The organism is Streptomyces sp. NPDC006193 (genome assembly GCF_040613915.1).
GTDB lineage: Bacteria > Actinomycetota > Actinomycetes > Streptomycetales > Streptomycetaceae > Streptomyces.
On the sequence record NZ_JBEXTB010000007.1, the window covers coordinates 158,798 to 177,716 of the forward strand.

Sequence of the window (18,919 nt, forward strand, 5' to 3'; positions counted from 1 at the left end):
CCGGTCCGGCCCCACCACCGGGTCGGCGGTGCGGACCGATCGGGCCCGGAAAGCCTCAGGACTGGACGGGGGAAGTAAGCGGTCGTTAACTGGTGACGCGAGGGCGTCGATCGGGCATACTCACAGCGCATGCCGCAGGTCAGCACCTTCCGAGACCCGGAAGCCGGCGCCTTCGGCCCAGCGCAACGACCAGGCGGAGCCGCCCCCACCCCGGGCCGAACCGCCGGTGCCCGAACAGGGAGGAGCCGACGCCATGTCCGACCGCGAACCGCAGCCGGTGGAGCGTCAACTGCCGACGGACGAGGCGAGGGATCTGCTCTCCCTGGTCCGGGAGATAGCCAGGCGCGAGATCGCGCCGAAGGCGGCGGAGGAGGAGGACGCGGGCCGCTTCCCGCGCGAGACCTTCACCCTGCTGTCCGAGGCGGGCCTGCTGGGCCTGCCGTACCCCGCCGAGCACGGCGGCGGGGAGCAGCCCTACGAGGTGTACCTCCAGGTGGTGGAGGAGCTGGCCGCGGCGCGGCTCACCGTCGGGCTCGGCGTCAGCGTCCACACGCTCGCCTCCTACGCCCTCGCCACCTACGGCGCCAAGCAGCAGCAGGTCGAGCACCTGCCCGCGATGCTCGGCGGCGGCCTGCTCGGCGCGTACTGCCTCTCCGAGCCGTCCTCCGGTTCCGACGCGGCGTCCCTGCGCACCAAGGCGGTCCGGGACGGCGACGAATGGGTCATCGACGGCACCAAGGCCTGGATCACGCACGGCGGCGTCGCGGACTTCTACACCGTGATGGCCCGCACCGGCGAGCAGGGCCCGCGCGGGATAACCGCCTTCCTCGTGCCCGGCGACGCCCCCGGCCTGAGCGCGGCCGCGCCCGAGAGGAAGATGGGCCTGAAGGGCTCGCCCACCGCCCAGGTGCACCTCGACGGCGTCCGGGTCGGCGACGACCGGCGTATCGGCGAGGAGGGCCAGGGCTTCGCCATCGCCCTGTCCGCACTCGACTCCGGCCGGCTCGGCATCGCGGCCTGCGCGATCGGCCTCGCCCAGGCCGCACTCGACGAGGCCGTCGCCTACGCCGCCCAGCGCCGGCAGTTCGGCCGCCCCATCGCCGACTTCCAGGGGCTGCGCTTCATGCTCGCCGACATGGCCACGCAGATCGAGGCCGGCCGCGCGCTCTACCTCGCCGCCGCCCGGCTGCGGGACGCGGGCCTGCCCTTCGCCAAGCAGGCCGCCATGGCCAAGCTGCACTGCACCGACACGGCCATGAAGGTCACCACGGACGCCGTGCAGATCCTCGGCGGCTACGGGTACACCGCCGACTTCCCGGCCGAGCGCTACATGCGCGAGGCCAAGGTGCTGCAGATCGTGGAGGGCACCAACCAGATCCAGCGGATGGTCATCGCCCGTCACGTGGCGGGGCCGGAAGGTCGCTGAACTCCCCGGTGAGGACCGTCGGGGCCGCCAGTGCCACCCACTCCGGGTCGTGGCGGCCCGGCAGGGTCCGGCCCCGGTCGGCCCAGGCCCGCATCAGGTCGCGGTAGATGGGCGGGTCCTGCGGCGGCGGAACCGACTGCGCGGGGCGGGGCACGAAGACACGGCGCTGACGCCCGGGTACCGGATACATGGGGGTCATACCCGGGCAACGCGCCGGCGGCCGGGCAGGTCACCGTCCGGCGGAATCGGGCGTCAGTTCACGCACGTCCCGTTTCCCGCCCGCTCCGCGACGCCGCCGCGCCGACGACCCGGGCCGCGCGCCGCGCAGGTGCGGGCCCCGTGCGGGCACGCCTCACGCGCACCACGACAGCTGCGCGCCGTGGTGCGGTACGGTCACCGTGACGGGGCTCACCCGCGCCGGAGCGGCTCAGGCGGCCTGGCGGCGCATCGCCGGTACGCGCATCGGGCGCGAGCCCGGGCCCCCGACGTGCGAGAAGGGCTGCGTCCGCCAGTCGAGCCCCTGGGGGAGCGTCAGCAGCAGAGCCGTGTCCTGCTCCTGCGGCTCGTAGGACTCGTCGGCGGGGCGGGCGTCGGTCGCCGGGCGGCCCGTGCCCGCGCACACCGTGAGCCCGAACGGGTTCCACGGCGAAGCGCACAGCGCGTGCTCCGGCAGGACCTCCTCGTCCGCCAGCAGCGCGATCGGCTGCGCGCAGTCCGGGCAGATCACCCGGTACATCTCGAAGGTGTCGTAGGCGTCGAGCTCGTCGTCGAAGACGTCCGGTTCGACGCCCTCCGGCTCGGGCTCGACGGCCTGCTGCTGCCGCTTGGACGCGGATCGACCAGGGCGATGGACACTCTGCATGGGAACTCCCCCTAAGGCTGGGCCGTGAAGGCGCTGCGGCCTCGACCACAGCAAGCACTTCCCGCCCGGTCCGGGGGGTAATCACGAGGACATCACGGAGCCTGTCCGAGCCGTGTGGCGTTCGTCACACGCGGTGAGCGGGTGTCCGTCCCGGCGCGTTTCCCGCCGAACCGGGAGTGACCAGCACCTGCGAGGTGTCCGGGCGATCGGCCGCACGGTAGGTTGGGGCGGCATGGAGGAGCTGGACCGTCAGATCGTGCAGCTGCTCGTCAAGGACGGGCGGATGAGCTACACAGACCTGGGCAAGGCCACGGGCCTGTCCACGTCGGCCGTGCACCAGCGGGTGCGCCGGCTGGAACAGCGTGGCGTCATCCGCGGGTACGCCGCGGTGGTCGACCCCGAGGCCGTCGGGCTGCCGCTCACCGCGTTCATCTCGGTGAAGCCGTTCGACCCCAGCGCCCCCGACGACATCGCGGACCGCCTCGCCGACGTCCCCGAGATCGAGGCCTGCCACAGCGTCGCCGGCGACGAGAACTACATCCTCAAGGTCCGCGTGGCCACCCCGCACGAGCTGGAGGAACTGCTGGCCCGGCTGCGCACGCTGGCCGGTGTCTCCACCCGTACCACCGTGGTGCTCTCCACCCCCTACGAGGCGCGTCCCCCCAAGATCTGAACCGGCCGCCCCGGTGCCGCGCGCGCCCCCCGCGCGCGAGACACTGTGCCGCATGAGTGAGCAGTCCGCCGAGCCCCGCACCGTCCTCCTGCGCCGCGGGGAGGTGCACAGCCCCGCCGACCCCTTCGCCACCGCGATGGTGGTGGAGCGCGGCCAGGTCGCCTGGGTCGGCTCCGAAGGCGCCGCCGACGCCTTCGCCGACGGCGTGGACGAGGTGGTCGACCTCGACGGCGCCCTCGTCACCCCGGCGTTCACCGACGCCCATGTGCACACCACCGCCACCGGCCTCGCCCTGACCGGCCTCGACCTGTCCGCCGCGTCCTCCCTGGAGGCGGCCCTCGCGGAGATCCGCGCGTTCGCCGCCGCCCGTCCCGGCGACCGGGTCCTGCTCGGCCACGGCTGGGACGCCGCCCGCTGGCCCGGCGGCCGGCCGCCGACCCGCGCGGAGCTGGACGAGGCCACCGGCGGCCGTCCCCTCTACCTGTCCCGCATCGACGTGCACTCGGCGGTCGTCACCAGCGCCCTGCTGGACCTGGTCCCCGGCGACGTCCCCCGCGAGGACGCCCCGCTCACCGGCGACGCCCACCACGCCGTGCGCGAGGCCGCCCTGGCCGCCGTCACCCCCGCCCAGCGCACCGAGGCGCAGCGCGCCGCCCTGGCGCACGCGGCCTCCCTCGGCATCGGCACGCTGCACGAGTGCGGCGGCCCGCGGATCTCCTCCGAGGACGACTTCACCGGCCTGCTCCGGCTCGCCGCCGGGACGCCGGGCCCCCGCGTGGTCGGCTACTGGGCCGAGCGCGACCCGGAGAAGGCCCGCGCGCTGGGCGCGGTCGGCGCCGCGGGCGACCTCTTCGCCGACGGCGCCCTCGGCTCGCACACCGCCTGCCTGCACGAGCCGTACGCCGACGCGGACCACACCGGCACCGCCTACCTGGACGCCGGCGCCGTCGCCGCCCATGTCGTCGCCTGCACCGAGGCGGGTCTGCAGGCCGGCTTCCACGCCATCGGCGACGCCGCCGTGTCCGCCGTGGTGGAGGGCGTGCGCGCCGCCGCCGAGGAGATCGGCCTCGCCCGCGTCCGGGCCGCGCGGCACCGCGTCGAGCACGCCGAGATGCTCACCCCCGAGACCGTCGCGGGCTTCGCGGAGCTCGGCCTGATCGCCTCCGTCCAGCCCGCCTTCGACGCCCTGTGGGGCGGCGAGGACGGCATGTACGCCCGCCGCCTGGGCGCCGGCCGGGCCCGCACCCTCAACCCCTTCGCCGCGCTGCTGCGCTCCGGCGTTCCGCTCGCGTTCGGCTCCGACAGCCCGGTCACCCCGCTCGACCCGTGGGGCACGGTCCGCGCCGCCGCCTTCCACCGCACGCCGGAACACCGGATCTCCGTCCGCGCCGCGTTCACCGCGCACACCCGCGGCGGCTGGCGGGCCGTCGGCAGGGACGACGCGGGCGTCCTCGTTCCCGGCGCGCCCGCGGACTATGCCGTCTGGCGCACCGACGAGCTGATCGTCCAGGCCCCGGACGACCGCGTCGCCCGCTGGTCCACCGATCCGCGCTCCGGCACCCCCGGCCTGCCCGACCTCACCCCGGGCCGCGCCCTGCCGGTCTGCCTGCGCACCGTGGTGGGCGGACGGACGGTGTACGTACGGCCGGGCGAGTGATCTTGGGGGGTGGCGCGCCGGCCGCCCGCCTCCCAGGCCCCGCCGCCCGACCTGCGCATCCTCCCCGCCGGACGCGTCAGCAGCATTGTCTGCGCAGGTCAGGGGGCTGTTGACAGTCGGCGGCCGGGGGCCGGTAGGTTCGGCCGAGTCCACCACCGGACGCCCGACCGGGAGGCGTTCAGACCACGCGCCGCAGCGCCGCTGGGTCAGGGACGGCGTGCCGCACCGGGGCGCCGTCGCTGGGAGCCAGGCTCAGCGCCCGCGCCGACGGGGCAACGCCCGGATGGTCGGCCAGGTGTGACCCGGGTGGGGCCCGGGAGCTCAGTAGACAACGGCTTTCGGTCGACCCGCAGCCAGCGGGTCCCAGGTCGGCCCGAAGGGCGCCGGGCCCCCATCCGCCGTGGTACGAAGGTGCCGGGCACGCGGCGGGACGGCAGCGGCGGGCGCGTTCCGGCCCCGCCTCGGCGACATCGACACCACCGTGCGCGCGAGCTGCCGCGTCATCCCAGGCCGCGGCCACTATGGTGGACCCCTGCGTACGACATGAAGGGGCAGCAGTGAACGACGGCGACGGGACCCTCGCGGCGAAGGCCCAGGGGAGGCAGTTCGGTCCGCTCGGCACGGCCTTGGTGATCATCCCGACCTACAACGAGGCGGAGAACATCAAGTCCGTCGTCGGCCGGGTGCGCAAGGCCGTCCCCGAGGCGCACGTACTCATCGCGGACGACAACAGCCCCGACGGCACCGGCAAACTCGCCGACGAGCTGGCCGCCCAGGACGACCGCGTCCGGGTGCTGCACCGCACGGGCAAGGAGGGCCTCGGCGCCGCCTATCTCGCGGGTTTCCGCTGGGGCCTGGAGCGCGACTACGGCGTGCTGATCGAGATGGACGCCGACGGCTCCCACCAGCCCGAGGAACTGCCCCGCCTGCTCACCGCCCTCAAGGGCGCCGACCTGGTCCTCGGCTCCCGCTGGGTGCCCGGCGGCCGGGTGGTGAACTGGCCCAAGTCCCGCGAGTTCATCTCCCGCGGCGGCAGCCTCTACTCCCGTCTCGCCCTCGACCTGCCGCTGCGCGACATCACCGGCGGATTCCGCGCCTTCCGCCGCGAGACCCTCCTGGGCCTGGGCCTGGAGGAGGTCGCCTCGCAGGGGTACTGCTTCCAGGTCGACCTGGCCCGCCGCGCCGTCAAGGCCGGCTACCACGTGGTCGAGGTGCCCATCACCTTCGTGGAGCGCGAACACGGCGACTCCAAGATGAGCAAGGACATCCTCGTCGAGGCGCTGTGGCGGGTCACCGCCTGGGGCGTGGGCGACCGCGTCGGCAAGATCACCGGCAGTTCCCGGCAGTCCTAGCGACCGCCGGAAGGCTCGTCCGCCCGGCCCCTTATCCCGCGCTGAACAGCCCCCGGGCACACTGGGAGCATGACGACTGGCGCTCCGACCTCTCCGTACACCGCCCGGCCGCGGCGCTCCCGGCTGCGCAGGTGGCTGCCGCTGGGGCTGGCCGCGTGGCTGGCGCTGGAGATCTGGCTGCTGATCCTCGTCGCGGGCGCGGCGGGGCGCCTCACCGTCTTCCTGATCCTCGTCGCGGGCGCCGCGGCCGGCTCCGTGGTGATCAAGCGAGCGGGCCGCCGCGCCTTCCAGAGCCTCAACGAGGCGCTGCAGCGGGGCGGTTCGCCCGAGCGCGGCGGCGGCAACGGCTGGATGATGCTCGGCGGCCTGCTGCTGATGATCCCCGGCCTGTTCTCCGACGCGCTCGGGCTGCTCCTGCTGCTCCCGCCCGTGCAGAAGGCCGTCGGCCGCTTCGCGGAGGACGCCCTGGACAAGAGGCTCCGCACGGTGGTCCCGGGCGGCCTGGGCGACGCCTTCCAGCAGGCCCGCATGCACCGCCCCGACGGCAAGGTGGTGCAGGGGGAGGTCATCCGCCAGGAGCGGTCCGAGCCGGGGGAGCAGCGGCCGCCGCTGACCCGCTGAGCGCGCCGGGAGGCACACGAAACCGCGGGCGCCGTACGTGACTCACGTACGGCGCCCGCGGTGTCGTGTGCGTTATGCGGACTTGCGGCTGTCCCGCGGGTGGACCGCGATGTTCATCGCCCCCGAGCGCAGTACCGCCAGACGCTCCTCGAGGACCTCTTCGAGCTCCTCACGGGTGCGCCGCTCCATCAGCATGTCCCAATGGGTGCGCGCGGGCTTGGCCTTCTTCTCTTCCGGGCCGTCGCCGTCCACGAGGAGTGCCTGGGCCCCGCAGACCTTGCACTCCCACTCCGGCGGGATCTCCGCCTCCACCGAGAAGGGCATCTCGAAACGGTGCCCCTTCTCGCATGCGTACTCCACGGCCTGGCGAGGGGCCAGGTCGATGCCGCGGTCCGTCTCGTAGCTGGTCACCACGAGGCGCGTACCGCGAAGAGCTCGCTCACTCATGAATCGTGCCTCCCGGGCTTGTCGCCCACAGGACAGGTGTCGCTGTCGTCGTCATCCGGTCAACGTCCGGTCGGCGGTAAAGATTCCCGTACCGAGTCCCGTTCCGGGTCATGCGTCGCCGTCGTAGCCGCCCCTTGTTGTACCCGCAGGCGTCCGGTTTGTCACATCTGATGGCATATGTCACCCAGCGATTCGGCATCTTTGACGCGCAGTAACGGTACGCCTGGCAGGCCAAACGCGTACACTACCGCCCTTTGCCCTCAAGTGAGAAATCGATGGCCGGAAATCTCCGGAGGGTCACCGGGGCAGCGCGGTCCGCTCCGGCGCCGCCGCGGTGCCGGCCGCGGCCCCGGCCGGCTCCCGCACCACGGCGAACACCCGCAGGAACAGCTGGGCCAGCGGGCCGATGGACACGGCGTACAGCAGGGTGCCCACTCCGACGGTGCCGCCCATCGCGAACCCGGTGGCCACCACCGCCACCTCCACCGCCGTCCGCATCAGCCGGATCGACCGGCCGGTGCGCCGGTGCAGCCCCGTCATCAGCCCGTCGCGCGGACCCGGGCCGAAGCGCGCCGCGATGTACAGGCCGGTCGCCGCGCCGTTCAGTGCGACGCCCGCGAGCAGCAGCGGGACGCGGACCGCGAGGGAGCGGGCGTCCGGAAGGAGGGCGAGCGTGCCGTCCATGGCGAGGCCGACCACGAAGACGTTGGAGACCGTGCCGAGTCCGGGGCGCTGGCGCAGCGGTATCCACAGCAGGAGGACCATGGCGCCCACCACGATCGACACCACGCCGATGCTCAGCCCGGACCGCTCCGCGAGCCCCTGGTGCAGCACGCCCCAGGGCTCCAGGCCCAGGCCCGCCGCCACGAGCAGCGCGGAGCTCGCGCCGTAGAGCCCGAGTCCGGCGTACAGCTGGATCAGCCGTCGTCCTAGGTGACGGTGGCGAGTGAGCACGACGTACCCCCCTGGGTGGTGGCGGTGGCCTGACGCATGACACTCTGTGGCTTGACGCGAGATGCCATCCAGGGCCAATTCGGGGAAGGTGGACTGATCGTCATGCCGCAGTGGACCTCGGCGGTGGGAGCCGCGCAGCTCGCCCGGCTCCTCGGCTCCCAGCAGGACCGCCCGGCCGTACCCGGCGCCCGCCGGCCCCCCGCCTATCGCGCCCTGGCCGACGGCATCCGGCTGCTGGTCCTGGAAGGCCGCGTTCCGGTGGCCGCCCGGCTGCCCGCGGAACGCGAACTCGCCCTGGCGCTCTCCGTCAGCCGCACCACCGTCGCGGCGGCCTACGAGGCGCTGCGCGGCGAGGGCTTCCTGGAGTCCCGCCGCGGGGCCGGCAGCTGGACCGCCGTGCCGGCGGGCAACCCCGTCCCCGCCCGCGGACTGGAACCCCTGCCCCCGGAGGCCCTCGGCTCGGTGATCGACCTGGGCTGCGCCTCCCTCCCTGCCCCCGAGCCCTGGCTCACCCGCGCCGTGCAGGGCGCCCTGGAGGAACTGCCGCCGTACGCCCACACGCACGGCGACTATCCGGCCGGACTGCCCGCCCTGCGCGCGATGATCGCCGAGCGGTACAGCGCGCGCGGCATCCCCACCATGCCGGAGCAGATCATGGTGACGACCGGCGCGATGGGCGCCATCGACGCGATCTGCCACCTCTTCGCGGGCCGCGGCGAGCGCATCGCCGTCGAGTCCCCTTCCTACGCCAACATCCTGCAGCTGATGCGCGAGGCGGGCGCGCGGCTGGTCCCCGTCGCGATGGCCGAGGGACTGGCGGGCTGGGACATGGACCGCTGGCGCCAAGTGCTGCGCGAGGCCGCGCCGCGCATCGCCTATGTGGTCGCCGACTTCCACAACCCCACCGGCGCGCTCGCCGACGAGGACCAGCGGCGCCGGCTGGTGGACGCGGCCCGCTCGGCCGGCACGGTCCTCGTCGCCGACGAGACGATGAGCGAGCTCTGGCTCGACGAGGCCTTCCGGGACGGCGGGATGCCCCGGCCGGTGTGCGGCTTCGACCCCGCCGGATCCACGGTGATCACGGTCGGCTCGGCCAGCAAGGCGTTCTGGGCGGGCATGCGCATCGGGTGGGTGCGGGCGGCGCCGGACGTCATCCGCAGCCTGGTCGCCGCGCGGGCGTACGCCGACATGGGGACGCCGGTGCTGGAACAGCTCGCCGTGAACTGGCTGTTCAGCACCGGCGGCTGGGAGCAGGCCGTGGAACTGCGCCGAGCGCAGGCGCGGGACAACCGCGACTCCCTGGTGGCCGCCCTCCGCCGGGAACTGCCCGCCTGGGAGTTCGAGGTTCCGCGGGGTGGCCTGACCCTCTGGGTCCGGGCCGGCGGCCTCTCCGGCTCCCGGCTCGCGGAAGCGGGTGAACGCACCGGTGTCCGGGTCCCGTCCGGCCCCCGCTTCGGCGTCGACGGCGCCTTCGAGGGGTACGTCCGGCTTCCGTTCACCGTCGGGGGAGCGGTGGCGCAGGAGGCGGCGACACGGCTCGCCGCCGCGGCGCGACTGGTGGAGACCGGGGCGACGGGGGCGGGGGAGTCCCCGCGGACGTTCGTGGCTTAGGGCGCCGTGCGTCGGGGGCGGCGTCCGGGCGTGAACGCCGCGGACGGCTCGGGCGGGGGCGCGCTCGGGGAGCCGGGGGCGCGGCATCGGCCGCGGGGCGGCCGGGGGTGCGGATGCGGCGGTGCGCCGGCCGGGCGCCGCCGGCCCGGGGGCGGGTCCGGTGGGGGCTGGTCGCGCGGCCCCCGCGTGCCGGGCGAACCGAGCGGCGTCGGGTCGGCTGCGGTGTCGCCGGTCCGGTGCCGTCGTGAGGACGGTCAGCTCTCGGCCGGGACCGCCTCCGCCGTCCTCGGCGCCTCCTTTGCCGCCGGCTTGGACAGGTCCGCCGGCACGGGGGGCTCCGCGTCCGCCGGCCTGCTCCGCGGCGGCAGCAGTTCCAGCACCGCCTGCCGGTCGGCGTCGCTCGTCGCCTCGTCGTAGGGGTCCGGCGTCCGCGGCACCTGGAGCCGGTGCACCGGACCGGATCCCAGCCGGGCGTAGCCGCGGCCGGGTGGCAGGTGTGCCGGGGGCGTGGTGTGCGGCGGCACGCCCAGCACCGCCTCAACCTGCTGCGGCGCGGCGGCCCCGAGCACGACACGCGCCCGCGTGTGCTGCCGTACCGCGTCGCTCAGCGCGTCCGCGCTGTCGAACTGCTCGGCCAGGACCACGGTCACGTTCGCCGCGCGGCCGTGCCGCAGCGGCACCTGCAGCAGCGCCTGCGGGTCCTTGCGGCCGTCGGCCGCGGCGAGGTGGGTGAAGACGCCCGGCCGGTCCAGCAGGAGCCACAGCGGGCGCCGGGTGTCCGCCGGCGGCGGGTCGCCCGCCTGCCGGGCCAGATTGATCGCGATGAGCCGCCGCTCCGTCTCCTGTGCGGCCCACTCCAGACTGGCCAGCGCACCGGGGAGGGCGCACTCCACGGCGAGTACGCCGTCCCGGCCGGTGAGGCAGGCGTACTCACCGGTGCCGCCGCCGTCGACGATCAGCACGTCTCCGTACCGGAGGGCCTGCAGGGCGATCGAGCGCAGCAGGGTCGAGGTGCCGCCGCCGGGGTGGCCCATGGCCAGCAGGTGCGGCTCGGTGGAGCGGACGCCGGTGCGCCAGACGACGGGCGGGACGTCGATCCGCTCCTCCTCCCCGTAGCAGAGGGGGAGCGTGCGCTGGACCTCGCTCGGATCGGTGAAGCCGAGGACGGTCTCCCCGGGCGCGGTGACGAAGTGCTGGGCGGGCACGTCCGCGGGCAGCGGCGGCAGGACGGTGACGGTGAGCTGGTTGCCCTCCTCGTCCCACGCGAAGCGGTACTCGCGGCCCCGGCCGGCCTTCGCGGTGAGCAGCTGCTCGATCCGCGCGCGGGCGGCGGGGTCGCCGTCCGCGAAACAGGCGGGGTAGCGGATCACCAGATGGCCGACGCGTCCTCCGTCGTCGAACTCGTGCTCCACGAAGGCCTTCTCCCACTCCCCGCCGTGCGCGTACAGCGGCGCGGGGTCCTCGGGGCCGGAGAAGTACGGCACCAGGGCCTCGTACAGCGCGCGGAGCCGTTCGGACCGGGAGGCGTCGGGTCCTTCGGGCCCCGGCGGGGTGCGGTCGCGCCCCTGCCAGGCCGCCGCCGCCATCACGGTGACGACGGCGAGCAGCGGCCCGTACGGCACCAGCGCCACGACCAGGATCGCGGAGGCCGCCAGGAAGAGCAGCGGTCCGCGCCTGTCCTTCGGGGTGTCCGCCCACTTGCGCCGTCCGGCCGAGGCCAGCCGGCGCAGGCCGCGCGTGACGGTGATCAGCGGGTGGAGCACGTCGGTCGCGCTGTCGGCCGCCGTCCGGGCCAGCTCCCTGCTCCGGGCGATCTGCGTCCGGGCGATCTGGGCGCTGTCCTTGCTCAGGATGCGGGGGAGAGGGCGCCGGGCCACTGCTGTCTCCTGACGGTGCGTTCGGACGGGACGGGCGGGGTCAGAATCTGATGCCGCCGAGGAGGCTCGCCAGGCTCTCGCCCCCGGCCTTGATGCTCGGGGCGATGGCCGTGCTCGCCAGGTAGAAGCCGAACAGGGCCGAGATGCAGGCGTGCGAGCCCTTGAGGCCGTCCTTGCGGAAGAACAGGAAGACGATGATGCCGAGCAGGACGACGCCGGACATGGAGAGGATCATTGGGGGCCTCCTGGTGTCGAGGGGGGACAGTCACCATGAGCTCTTCCAGGATCACAGCATGTATCCATACGATTAAAGGTGCAACTGGGTGAATACCGGCTCATTTACCCCGCTCGGCGGAGCCCGCCCCGGCCCGGCCGGCCGGGTCCGCCGCCCGGGCACAGGCCGTGGTGATCTTTACCTCGGGCACTTCGGGTCATGCGAGACGCGAGCCAGTACCCTGGCGATTCACCTGAACGGTTGCAAGGAGAGGCGGTCCGGCCGATGAGTGAAGCCCCCGACCCCGAGGTCGTGGAGCTGGCGACCAAGATCTTCGATCTGGCCCGGCAGGGGCGGACCGAGGCGCTCGTGGCGTACGTCGACGCGGGCGTCCCGGCGAACCTCACCAACGACCGCGGGGACTCCCTGGTGATGCTCGCCGCCTACCACGGCCACGCCGACGCGGTGCGCGCGCTGCTCGCCCGCGGCGCCGCGGCGGACCAGATCAACGACCGGGGCCAGACCCCGCTCGCGGGCGCCGTCTTCAAGGGGGCGACGGATGTGATCAAGGCCCTCCTGGAGGGCGGGGCCGACCCGTCCGCGGGGACGCCCTCGGCCGTCGACACGGCCCGCATGTTCGGCAGGACAGACCTGCTGGAGCTGTTCGGCGTCCACTGACGCGGACATCCCGACCAGGAACGACACGGAAAACGGGGGAGGCGGTGCCGGCCGCCGGAAATACGGTCGCGGCAGCACACACCGCGGGTCATCATGACGACGTGATTCACGGACGCGAGGGCTGGGCAGGTGTTGCCGCACCGCGCGGGCCGTGACGCGGTCCGCATGGGCCACCGACGAGAGGCAGAGAGAGATGGTCTACAGCAAGCAAGAGACGGCGGGCGCTCCGACGTTGTGTCACGCGGCCAGGTAATGCGTGTTTCCCGGTTGCGTCGACGCTTGATGTGAGGCTGTTTCCCATGTTCGATCCGGTCATAGCGCCCAGCGGCACGCTGCTCGGGCTGCTCCAGCGAGGTCGTGGCGACGGCACGCTGCACGCGCTCACCGCCCCGCGCGCCGAGGCGCTGGCGGCCCTGAACCACTGCGTGCTGCGCGACCCGCGCCACGACTGGCAGGTGGAGAACCGCTCCCTGTACTACGCCCGCCTCTTCCTCGACCTGAACGGCGAGCTGGACGCCGTCGAGGCACACCTCTTCGGCCCCGAGGACGTCCTCGACACCGACGAGTCCCGCACCGGCCTGTCCCTCGCCGTCCTCGGGCACCTCGCCTCGTACGGCAGGCGGGACGCCCTCGACCTGCTGCGCAGGTACGCCGCCCACGGCTCCAACTGGGCCTGGGCGCTCGACGAGCTGGCCCTCCGGGACGACGACGCGGCCTTGCGCGCCCTCGCCGCCCCGGTTCTGGCCCGCTTCACCACCGATCCCGAGGGCGAGGCCGAGCTGGCCGCCGCCGTGCGCGACGCCTTCGAGCCGCGGCCCTGGCGGCTGTGGGCCGAGGATCCGCGCCGGTCGGTCGCCACACGGGTGCGCGCCGCGCAGGAGGCCGGCTGCTTCGACCGCTGGCAGCGCCAGATGCGCCCCACCGGGCCCCGGCCGGGCTGGAGCGTGCGCGCCGTCTTCGAGTGGGCGCAGCAGGGCATGGAGCGCGGCGCCGCCCTCCATGTGCCCGCCGCCCGCTGCCTGGCCGCCGTGGCCGGCCCCGAGGACCGGCCGGAGATCGTCCAGGCCGCCCGGACCGGCTTCGACGGCGCCCGCTGCACCGCATTGCGCTACCTCGCCGACGCGAACGACCCCGAGGCCCTCGACCTGGTCGAGGCCGCGGTCACCGACGGAACGGCGGCCGTAGCGGAAGCCGCCGTCGACGCCTTCGAACGGATGCGCAGCGTCGCCGCCGTCGACCGCGCGCGCGGCTGGGCGCAGCGCCCCGACGCGCTCGGCGCCGCCGCCGGCCGCGTGCTCGCCTGCCGCGGCGGCAGCCGGGACAGCGGCCTGGTCCTCGGGGCCCTCCGCGAGGCCGTACGCGGCGAGGGCCCGGACGCTCCCACCCTGTGGACCCTCGTCGACGGCGCCGGACGCCTCGGCATCGCCTGCGCGGCCCCCGTGCTGCGCCACGTCTACCGCGAGACGGCCTCCTCCCACCTCCGCGGCCGCGCCGCCCGCGCACTGGCCGCCACCGATCCCTCCTTCGCCACCGGGTTCGCCGTCGAGTGCCTCTGGGACTGCGAGGAGACCACCCGGGAGCTCGCCGCCCGGCACGCCGAGACCGGTGACGCCCGGGTCGTGGAGCGGCTGCGCCGCCTCGCCGCCGATCCGGCCGAGGAGGCCGAGGTGCAGACGGCGGTGCGCGCCCGCTTCGGCCCGGACGCGGCCCTCGGCTGACCCCGGCCGCGGACCGGCCCGGCCGGCGGCGCGCACGGCGCCGGCGCACCGGGAGTCCCACGCGAGCCGTCGCGGCGCAACCCCCGTACCGCAGCACCGAGGTCCCGCCTGGGGCCGTCGGGGTTCAGCGGCGCCGTACCGGCACGAAGCGGACCGGGGTGCCCGGCAGGGCCTGGGCGGCGGCCGGCAGATCGGCGGCGCGGACCACCGCGATCACGGGGTAGCCGCCGGTGGTCGGATGGTCGGCGAGGAAGACCACCGGACGCCCGTCCGGCGGGACCTGCACCGCGCCCAGGACCATGCCCTCGCTGGGCAGCTCGTCCGACCGGGCCCGCTCCAGCGCGGGCCCCTCGGTGCGCAGGCCGATCCGGTTGCTCGCCGCGGAGACCCGGTACGCGCACGCGGTGAGGTCCCGTACCGCCCGCGCCGTGAACCAGTCGTCGCGCGGACCCGGTGTCACCCGCAGCACGAGCTCGGCCGGCGGCCGCGGCTGCGGCACGCCGTCCACGCGCGCGGGAGGGCCGGCCGGGGGGCCCAGCGGCAGCACCGTGCCGTTCGCCAGCGGGGCCGGACCCAGCCCGGACAGCAGGTCGGTGGCGCGGCTGCCGAGCACCGGCTCCACGGCGACGCCGCCGCCGAACGCGACGTAGCTGCGGACACCGGCCGTGGCCGCGCCCACCTCCAGCAGCTCGCCGCCCGGCACCACGACCGGGGCGCCCCACGCGGCCGGGCGGCCGCCCACCGACACCGGGCAGGGCGCGCCGCCCACCGCGACGGTCACCGTGGAACGGGGGCGCAGCGCGCAGCCGCTGAGGGTGGTCTCCAGCACGGCGGCGTCCGGCGGATTGCCGACGAGCCGGTTCACCAGCGCCGCCGCGGGCGGGTCGAGCGCCCCGGAGCGGGGCACGCCGAGATGCGCGTACCCCGGCCGCCCGCGGTCCTGCACGGTGGTCAGCGCGCCGGCGCGCACCACCACGAGCGCGCGATCGGTCATGACCCCTCCCCGGGCAGGACCCCCGCCGCCGCGGCGACGCGCACGGCGCCCGCGTCCACGCCGGGCCCGGAGTCACGGCGGGCGGCTCGTCGCGTCCCGGCCGTCACGGTCCCTCCACCGGTACGAACCGCACGCGCGTCCCCGGCGCCAGCAGCGCCGCCGGTTCGCGCGCGGGGTCCCACAGCACCGCGTCCACCGTGCCGATCAGCTGCCAGCCGCCCGGCGAGGAGCGGGGGTACACGCCCGTGTACGGCCCGGCCAGCCCCACGGCCCCGGCCGGGACCGCGGTGCGCGGGGTGGCGCGCCGCGGCACGTGGTAGCGGGCCGGGAGCCCGGTGAGGTAGCCGAAGCCGGGGGCGAACCCGCAGAAGGCGACGGTGAACTCGGTGCCCGCGTGGACGCGGGCCACCTCCCGCTCGGGCACCTGCCAGCGCGCGGCGACCTCCGCGAGGTCCGGCCCGTCGTAGCGCACCGGCAGTTCGAGCAGCTCACGCGGGCGCGGCGGCACCCCGGGCACGTCGGAGGAGGCCAGCTCGGCGGCCCAGCGGGCCCGGTCGGCCAGCCCGTCCAGCAGCACCGTGCGGGCCGCCGGGACGATCTCGCGGACCCGGAGCGCGCCCTCCGCCCGGCGGCGCAGGAGGGCCGCGTGCAGGGCCTGCGCCTCCTCGCCGGAGGCCACCTCCACCAGCAGCGCGTCGTCGCCGACGGGGAGCGTCCTCATGCGAACGCCTCCACCCGCACGCCCGCGGCCGTCAGCCGCTCGCGCACCCGGCGGGCCAGCTCCACCGCGCCGGGCGTGTCGCCGTGCAGGCACAGCGACCGGGCGCGCACCCGGATGCGCGCACCGGAGAGCGCGGTGACCTCGCCGGAGCGCGCCAGGCTCACGGAGCGCTCCACGACGGCCTCCGGGTCGGTCACCACGGCGCCGTCCCGGCCGCGCGGCACCAGCGTGCCCTCGTCGGTGTACGCCCGGTCCGCGAACGCCTCCGGGACGGCCGGCAGCCCCGCCCGGGCGGCCAGCTCCAGCAGCCGCGAGCCGGGCAGGCCCAGCACCGGCAGCGCGCCGTCCGCCAGCAGCACGCCCTCGATCACGGCGCGGGCCTGCACGGAGTCGTGCACGACCCGGTTGTAGAGCGCGCCGTGCGGCTTGACGTAGGCCACGCGCGCCCCGGCGGCCCGCGCGAACACCTGCAGGGCCCCGATCTGGTAGGCCACCTCGGCCGCCAGCTCGGCGGGCGGCACGTCCATCGCACGCCGGCCGAACCCGGCGAGGTCCCGGTAGGAGACCTGCGCGCCGACCGTCACCCCGCGTTCGGCCGCCAGGTCGCACACCCGGCGCATGGTGGCCGCGTCCCCGGCGTGGAAGCCGCAGGCCACGTTGGCGCTGGTGACGACGGAGAGCAGTTGTTCGTCGTCGGTCAGCCGCCAGCGGCCGAAGCCCTCACCGAGGTCGGCGTTCAGATCGATCGCGGTCATGGTGGTCCCGTGCCTCCGGTCTCTCGTTCCAGTTTCCTCTGTTCCCCGGTTCCGTCCGCCCCCGGTTCCGTCCGCCCCCGGTTCCGTCCGCCCCCGGTTCCGTCCGCCCCCGGTTCCGTCCGTCCCCGGTTCCGTCCGCCTCCGGTTCCGTCCGCCCCCGGGACGCCGGGCCTCAGTCGACGCCGACCAGCCGGTACTGCTCGTCCCGGGCGTCGGTGAGGAACATCTGGCCCGGGGCGTGCGTGAGGGCGAACGGGGGCCGGGAGGCCATCACGGCCGCCTGCGGAGTCACCCCGCAGGCCCAGAACACCGGGATGTCGCCCTCGGCCGCGGTCACCGGGTCGCCGAAGTCGGGCCGGCCGAGGTCCGCGATGCCGAGGGCCGCCGGGTCCCCGCAGTGCACCGGGCCGCCGTGCACGGCGGGCAGCAGGCTGCTCTCCCGGATCGCGGCCCGCAGGTGCTCCGGCGGCACCGGGCGCATCGACACCACCATCGGCCCGCTCAGCCGGCCCGCCGCGCGGCAGGAGCGGCCGGTCACGTACATCGGGACGTTGCGGCCCTGCTCGACGTGCCGGATCGGCACCCCCGCCCGGGCCAGCGCCCACTCGAACGTGAAGCTGCACCCGAGCAGGAACGACACCAGGTCGTCCCGCCAGTACGCGCGCGCGTCCGTGGGCTCGTCCACCAGCTCGCCGTCCCGCCACACCCGGTAGCGCGGCAGGTCGGTGCGCAGATCGGCGCCCTCGGCGAGGACGGTCGTCCACGACCCCGCGTCCGTGACGTCGAGCACCGGGCAGGGCCTGGGATTGCGCTGGCAGAACAGCAGCATGTCGTAGGCCCAGTCGGCGGGCACCGCGATCAGGTTGGCCTGCGTGTGGCCCGCCGCCACCCCGGCGGTGGGGCCGGCCAGGCCCTCGCGGAACCTGGCCCGCGCGGCTTCCGGGCTCCACGCGCGCGCGTGCTCCTCGACCGCGGTGACGGGACGGTCCACCCCTATCACGCCAGCTCCTTCCCGCGCGTCTCCGGCAGCCCGAGCAGCGCCAGCGCCGCGAGGCCGTAACCGATCGCGCCGAAGACCAGCGCGCCGCCCACGCCCCAGCCGTCCGCGAGGAAGCCCACCAGGGTGGGGAACACCGCGCCCACCGCGCGGCCCGTGTTGTAGGTGAAACCCTGCCCGGTGCCGCGCACCGGCGTCGGATACAGCTCGCTCAGGTAGGAGCCGAAGCCGCTGAAGATGGCCGACATGCAGAACCCGAGCGGGAGACCGAGCACCAGCAGCAGGGTGTCGGCGCCGTGCGGGATGTGCGCGTACGCCAGGATGCACACCGCCGACAGCAGCGCGAACAGCCAGATGTTGTTCCGCCGGCCGAGCCGGTCGGTCAGCCGGCCGCCGGTCAGGTAGCCGAGGAAGGCGCCGGAGATGAGGAGGGCCAGGTAGCCGCCGGTGTCGACGACCGACAGGCCGCGCTCCGTCTTCAGATACGTCGGCACCCAGGTCGCCAGCGTGTAGTAGCCGCCCTGCACGCCCGTGGACAGCAGGCTCGCGAAGACCGTGGTGCGCAGCAGGCCGGGGGAGCCGTCGCGGCCCGGCCGGAACACCGCGGCGAACGAGCCCCGCCCCGGGTCCTGCTCCCTGGCCGCCGTCGCCCTCGGGGCGTCGTGCACGCGGCGGCGCAGCCACACCACGAGCAGTGCGGGCAGCGCGCCGGTCCAGAACATCACGCGCCAGGCCAGGTCGTCGCCGACGAAGGAGAAGACCAGCGTGTAGAAGAGCGCCGCCAGGGCCCAGCCGACCGCCCAGGAACTCTGGACGGCGCCGAGCGTGCGGCCCCGGTGGCGTGCGCCCGCGTACTCGGCGACCAGGACCGCGCCGACCGCCCACTCGCCGCCGAAGCCGAGGCCCTGCAGGGCGCGGAGGACCAGCAGCGTCTCGTAGGTGGGGGCGAAGCCGCAGGCGACTGTGAACACCGCGTAGGCGAGCACGGTGATCATCAGCGCGCGCACCCGGCCCGCCCGGTCCGCGATCACGCCGGCCAGCGCGCCGCCGACCGCCGAGGTTGCCAGCGTGACGGTGGTGAACAGGCCGGTCTCGCCGCTGTCGAGGCCGAAGTGCGCCGACAGCGCCACCATGCTGAGCGGCAGGGTGAAGTAGTCGTACGAATCCAGGGCATAGCCGCCGAAGGCGCCGGCGAACGCGCGCCGGCCGCGCGGGCCGAGGGCGCGCAGCCAGCCGAACGCGCCGTCGCCGGCGCTGTGATCGCCCGGCGCCGGACGTACGCCGGGGGAGGACACGGAAGGAGGCGGTGGAGGCGTGCTCATGGGCACCTCGCAGACGGGAGACGGAGGGCGCTGGGATGTG

19 protein-coding genes are annotated in these 18,919 nt (G+C 75.2%); 8 read left to right on the top strand and 11 right to left on the bottom strand.

Features of this window, described 5'->3' with window-relative positions:
* Window positions 1-253: 253 nt before the first annotated feature.
* Entirely contained in the window at window positions 254-1,426 is a 1,173-nt protein-coding gene (locus tag ABZ261_RS10710) for an acyl-CoA dehydrogenase (protein ID WP_356857501.1), read from the top strand.
* Here the strand turns inward: ABZ261_RS10710 and ABZ261_RS10715 are convergent.
* Both ABZ261_RS10715 and ABZ261_RS10720 read right to left on the bottom strand, forming a co-directional pair.
* A complete protein-coding gene (locus ABZ261_RS10715; RefSeq protein ID WP_356857503.1) occupies window positions 1,389-1,625 on the bottom strand; it encodes a hypothetical protein in 237 nt (78 codons plus the stop codon). The two genes, ABZ261_RS10710 and ABZ261_RS10715, sit on opposite strands and share 38 nt — an antisense overlap.
* Before the next feature lie 228 nt (window positions 1,626-1,853).
* Window positions 1,854-2,288, bottom strand: coding sequence for a hypothetical protein (locus tag ABZ261_RS10720; protein WP_356857505.1), 435 nt, complete (start codon window positions 2,286-2,288; stop codon window positions 1,854-1,856).
* A gap of 232 nt (window positions 2,289-2,520) precedes the next feature.
* Here ABZ261_RS10720 and ABZ261_RS10725 point away from each other — a divergent pair, with 232 nt between their 5' ends.
* The 4 genes from ABZ261_RS10725 to fxsA all read left to right on the top strand — a co-directional run bounded on the left by ABZ261_RS10725 (window position 2,521) and on the right by fxsA (window position 6,591).
* Window positions 2,521-2,961, top strand: coding sequence for an Lrp/AsnC family transcriptional regulator (locus ABZ261_RS10725; RefSeq protein WP_356857507.1), 441 nt, complete (start codon window positions 2,521-2,523; stop codon window positions 2,959-2,961).
* Between the two features lie 52 nt (window positions 2,962-3,013).
* A complete protein-coding gene (locus ABZ261_RS10730) occupies window positions 3,014-4,618 on the top strand; it encodes an amidohydrolase (protein ID WP_356857509.1) in 1,605 nt (534 codons plus the stop codon).
* A 557-nt stretch (window positions 4,619-5,175) separates the two neighbouring features.
* Window positions 5,176-5,970 carry a polyprenol monophosphomannose synthase gene (locus ABZ261_RS10735; protein WP_356857511.1) on the top strand — a complete coding sequence of 265 codons (795 nt, stop codon included), beginning with the start codon at window positions 5,176-5,178 and terminating at the stop codon, window positions 5,968-5,970.
* A gap of 69 nt (window positions 5,971-6,039) precedes the next feature.
* Entirely contained in the window at window positions 6,040-6,591 is a 552-nt protein-coding gene (gene fxsA / locus ABZ261_RS10740) for an FxsA family membrane protein (RefSeq protein ID WP_356857513.1), read from the top strand.
* Between the two features lie 72 nt (window positions 6,592-6,663).
* Here the strand turns inward: fxsA and ABZ261_RS10745 are convergent, their stop codons facing one another.
* Together ABZ261_RS10745 and ABZ261_RS10750 are read right to left on the bottom strand one after the other, a co-directional pair.
* Window positions 6,664-7,038: an RNA polymerase-binding protein RbpA gene (locus ABZ261_RS10745; RefSeq protein WP_003977404.1), complete on the bottom strand. Its 375-nt coding sequence runs from the start codon at window positions 7,036-7,038 to the stop codon at window positions 6,664-6,666.
* A gap of 297 nt (window positions 7,039-7,335) precedes the next feature.
* Entirely contained in the window at window positions 7,336-7,992 is a 657-nt protein-coding gene (locus tag ABZ261_RS10750) for a hypothetical protein (protein ID WP_356857515.1), read from the bottom strand.
* 102 nt (window positions 7,993-8,094) lie between these two features.
* Here ABZ261_RS10750 and ABZ261_RS10755 point away from each other — a divergent pair, with 102 nt between their 5' ends.
* A complete protein-coding gene (locus ABZ261_RS10755) occupies window positions 8,095-9,603 on the top strand; it encodes a PLP-dependent aminotransferase family protein (RefSeq protein WP_356857517.1) in 1,509 nt (502 codons plus the stop codon).
* 254 nt (window positions 9,604-9,857) lie between these two features.
* On the opposite strand, the gene ABZ261_RS10760 is transcribed toward ABZ261_RS10755, so the two are convergent.
* Both ABZ261_RS10760 and ABZ261_RS10765 read right to left on the bottom strand, forming a co-directional pair.
* On the bottom strand, window positions 9,858-11,480 hold the full coding sequence (locus tag ABZ261_RS10760; protein WP_356857519.1) for an ABC transporter ATP-binding protein: 1,623 nt from the start codon (window positions 11,478-11,480) through the stop codon (window positions 9,858-9,860).
* A gap of 40 nt (window positions 11,481-11,520) precedes the next feature.
* Window positions 11,521-11,715, bottom strand: a complete 195-nt coding sequence (locus tag ABZ261_RS10765) for a hypothetical protein (RefSeq protein ID WP_301975129.1) — start codon at window positions 11,713-11,715, stop codon at window positions 11,521-11,523.
* A 264-nt stretch (window positions 11,716-11,979) separates the two neighbouring features.
* On the opposite strand from ABZ261_RS10765, the gene ABZ261_RS10770 reads away from it, so the two are divergent.
* A complete protein-coding gene (locus tag ABZ261_RS10770; protein ID WP_356857521.1) occupies window positions 11,980-12,372 on the top strand; it encodes an ankyrin repeat domain-containing protein in 393 nt (130 codons plus the stop codon).
* A gap of 299 nt (window positions 12,373-12,671) precedes the next feature.
* A complete protein-coding gene (locus ABZ261_RS10775; RefSeq protein ID WP_356857523.1) occupies window positions 12,672-14,090 on the top strand; it encodes a HEAT repeat domain-containing protein in 1,419 nt (472 codons plus the stop codon).
* Window positions 14,091-14,214: 124 nt separating this feature from the next.
* Here ABZ261_RS10775 and ABZ261_RS10780 read toward each other — a convergent pair whose 3' ends face one another.
* From ABZ261_RS10780 to ABZ261_RS10800, 5 genes are all read right to left on the bottom strand, one after another.
* Window positions 14,215-15,084, bottom strand: coding sequence for a biotin-dependent carboxyltransferase family protein (locus ABZ261_RS10780; RefSeq protein ID WP_356857525.1), 870 nt, complete (start codon window positions 15,082-15,084; stop codon window positions 14,215-14,217).
* A gap of 103 nt (window positions 15,085-15,187) precedes the next feature.
* Window positions 15,188-15,805, bottom strand: a complete 618-nt coding sequence (pxpB, locus tag ABZ261_RS10785) for a 5-oxoprolinase subunit PxpB (RefSeq protein ID WP_356857527.1) — start codon at window positions 15,803-15,805, stop codon at window positions 15,188-15,190.
* Window positions 15,802-16,560, bottom strand: a complete 759-nt coding sequence (locus tag ABZ261_RS10790; RefSeq protein ID WP_356857529.1) for a 5-oxoprolinase subunit PxpA — start codon at window positions 16,558-16,560, stop codon at window positions 15,802-15,804. Before ABZ261_RS10790 ends, pxpB begins: the two co-directional genes overlap by 4 nt.
* 172 nt (window positions 16,561-16,732) lie before the next feature.
* The gene (locus tag ABZ261_RS10795; RefSeq protein ID WP_356857531.1) at window positions 16,733-17,560 is read right to left on the bottom strand and encodes a putative hydro-lyase; all 828 of its coding nucleotides are present in this window, start codon (window positions 17,558-17,560) and stop codon (window positions 16,733-16,735) included.
* Entirely contained in the window at window positions 17,557-18,879 is a 1,323-nt protein-coding gene (locus ABZ261_RS10800) for an MFS transporter (protein ID WP_356857533.1), read from the bottom strand. Before ABZ261_RS10800 ends, ABZ261_RS10795 begins: the two co-directional genes overlap by 4 nt.
* Window positions 18,880-18,919 lie beyond the last annotated feature (40 nt).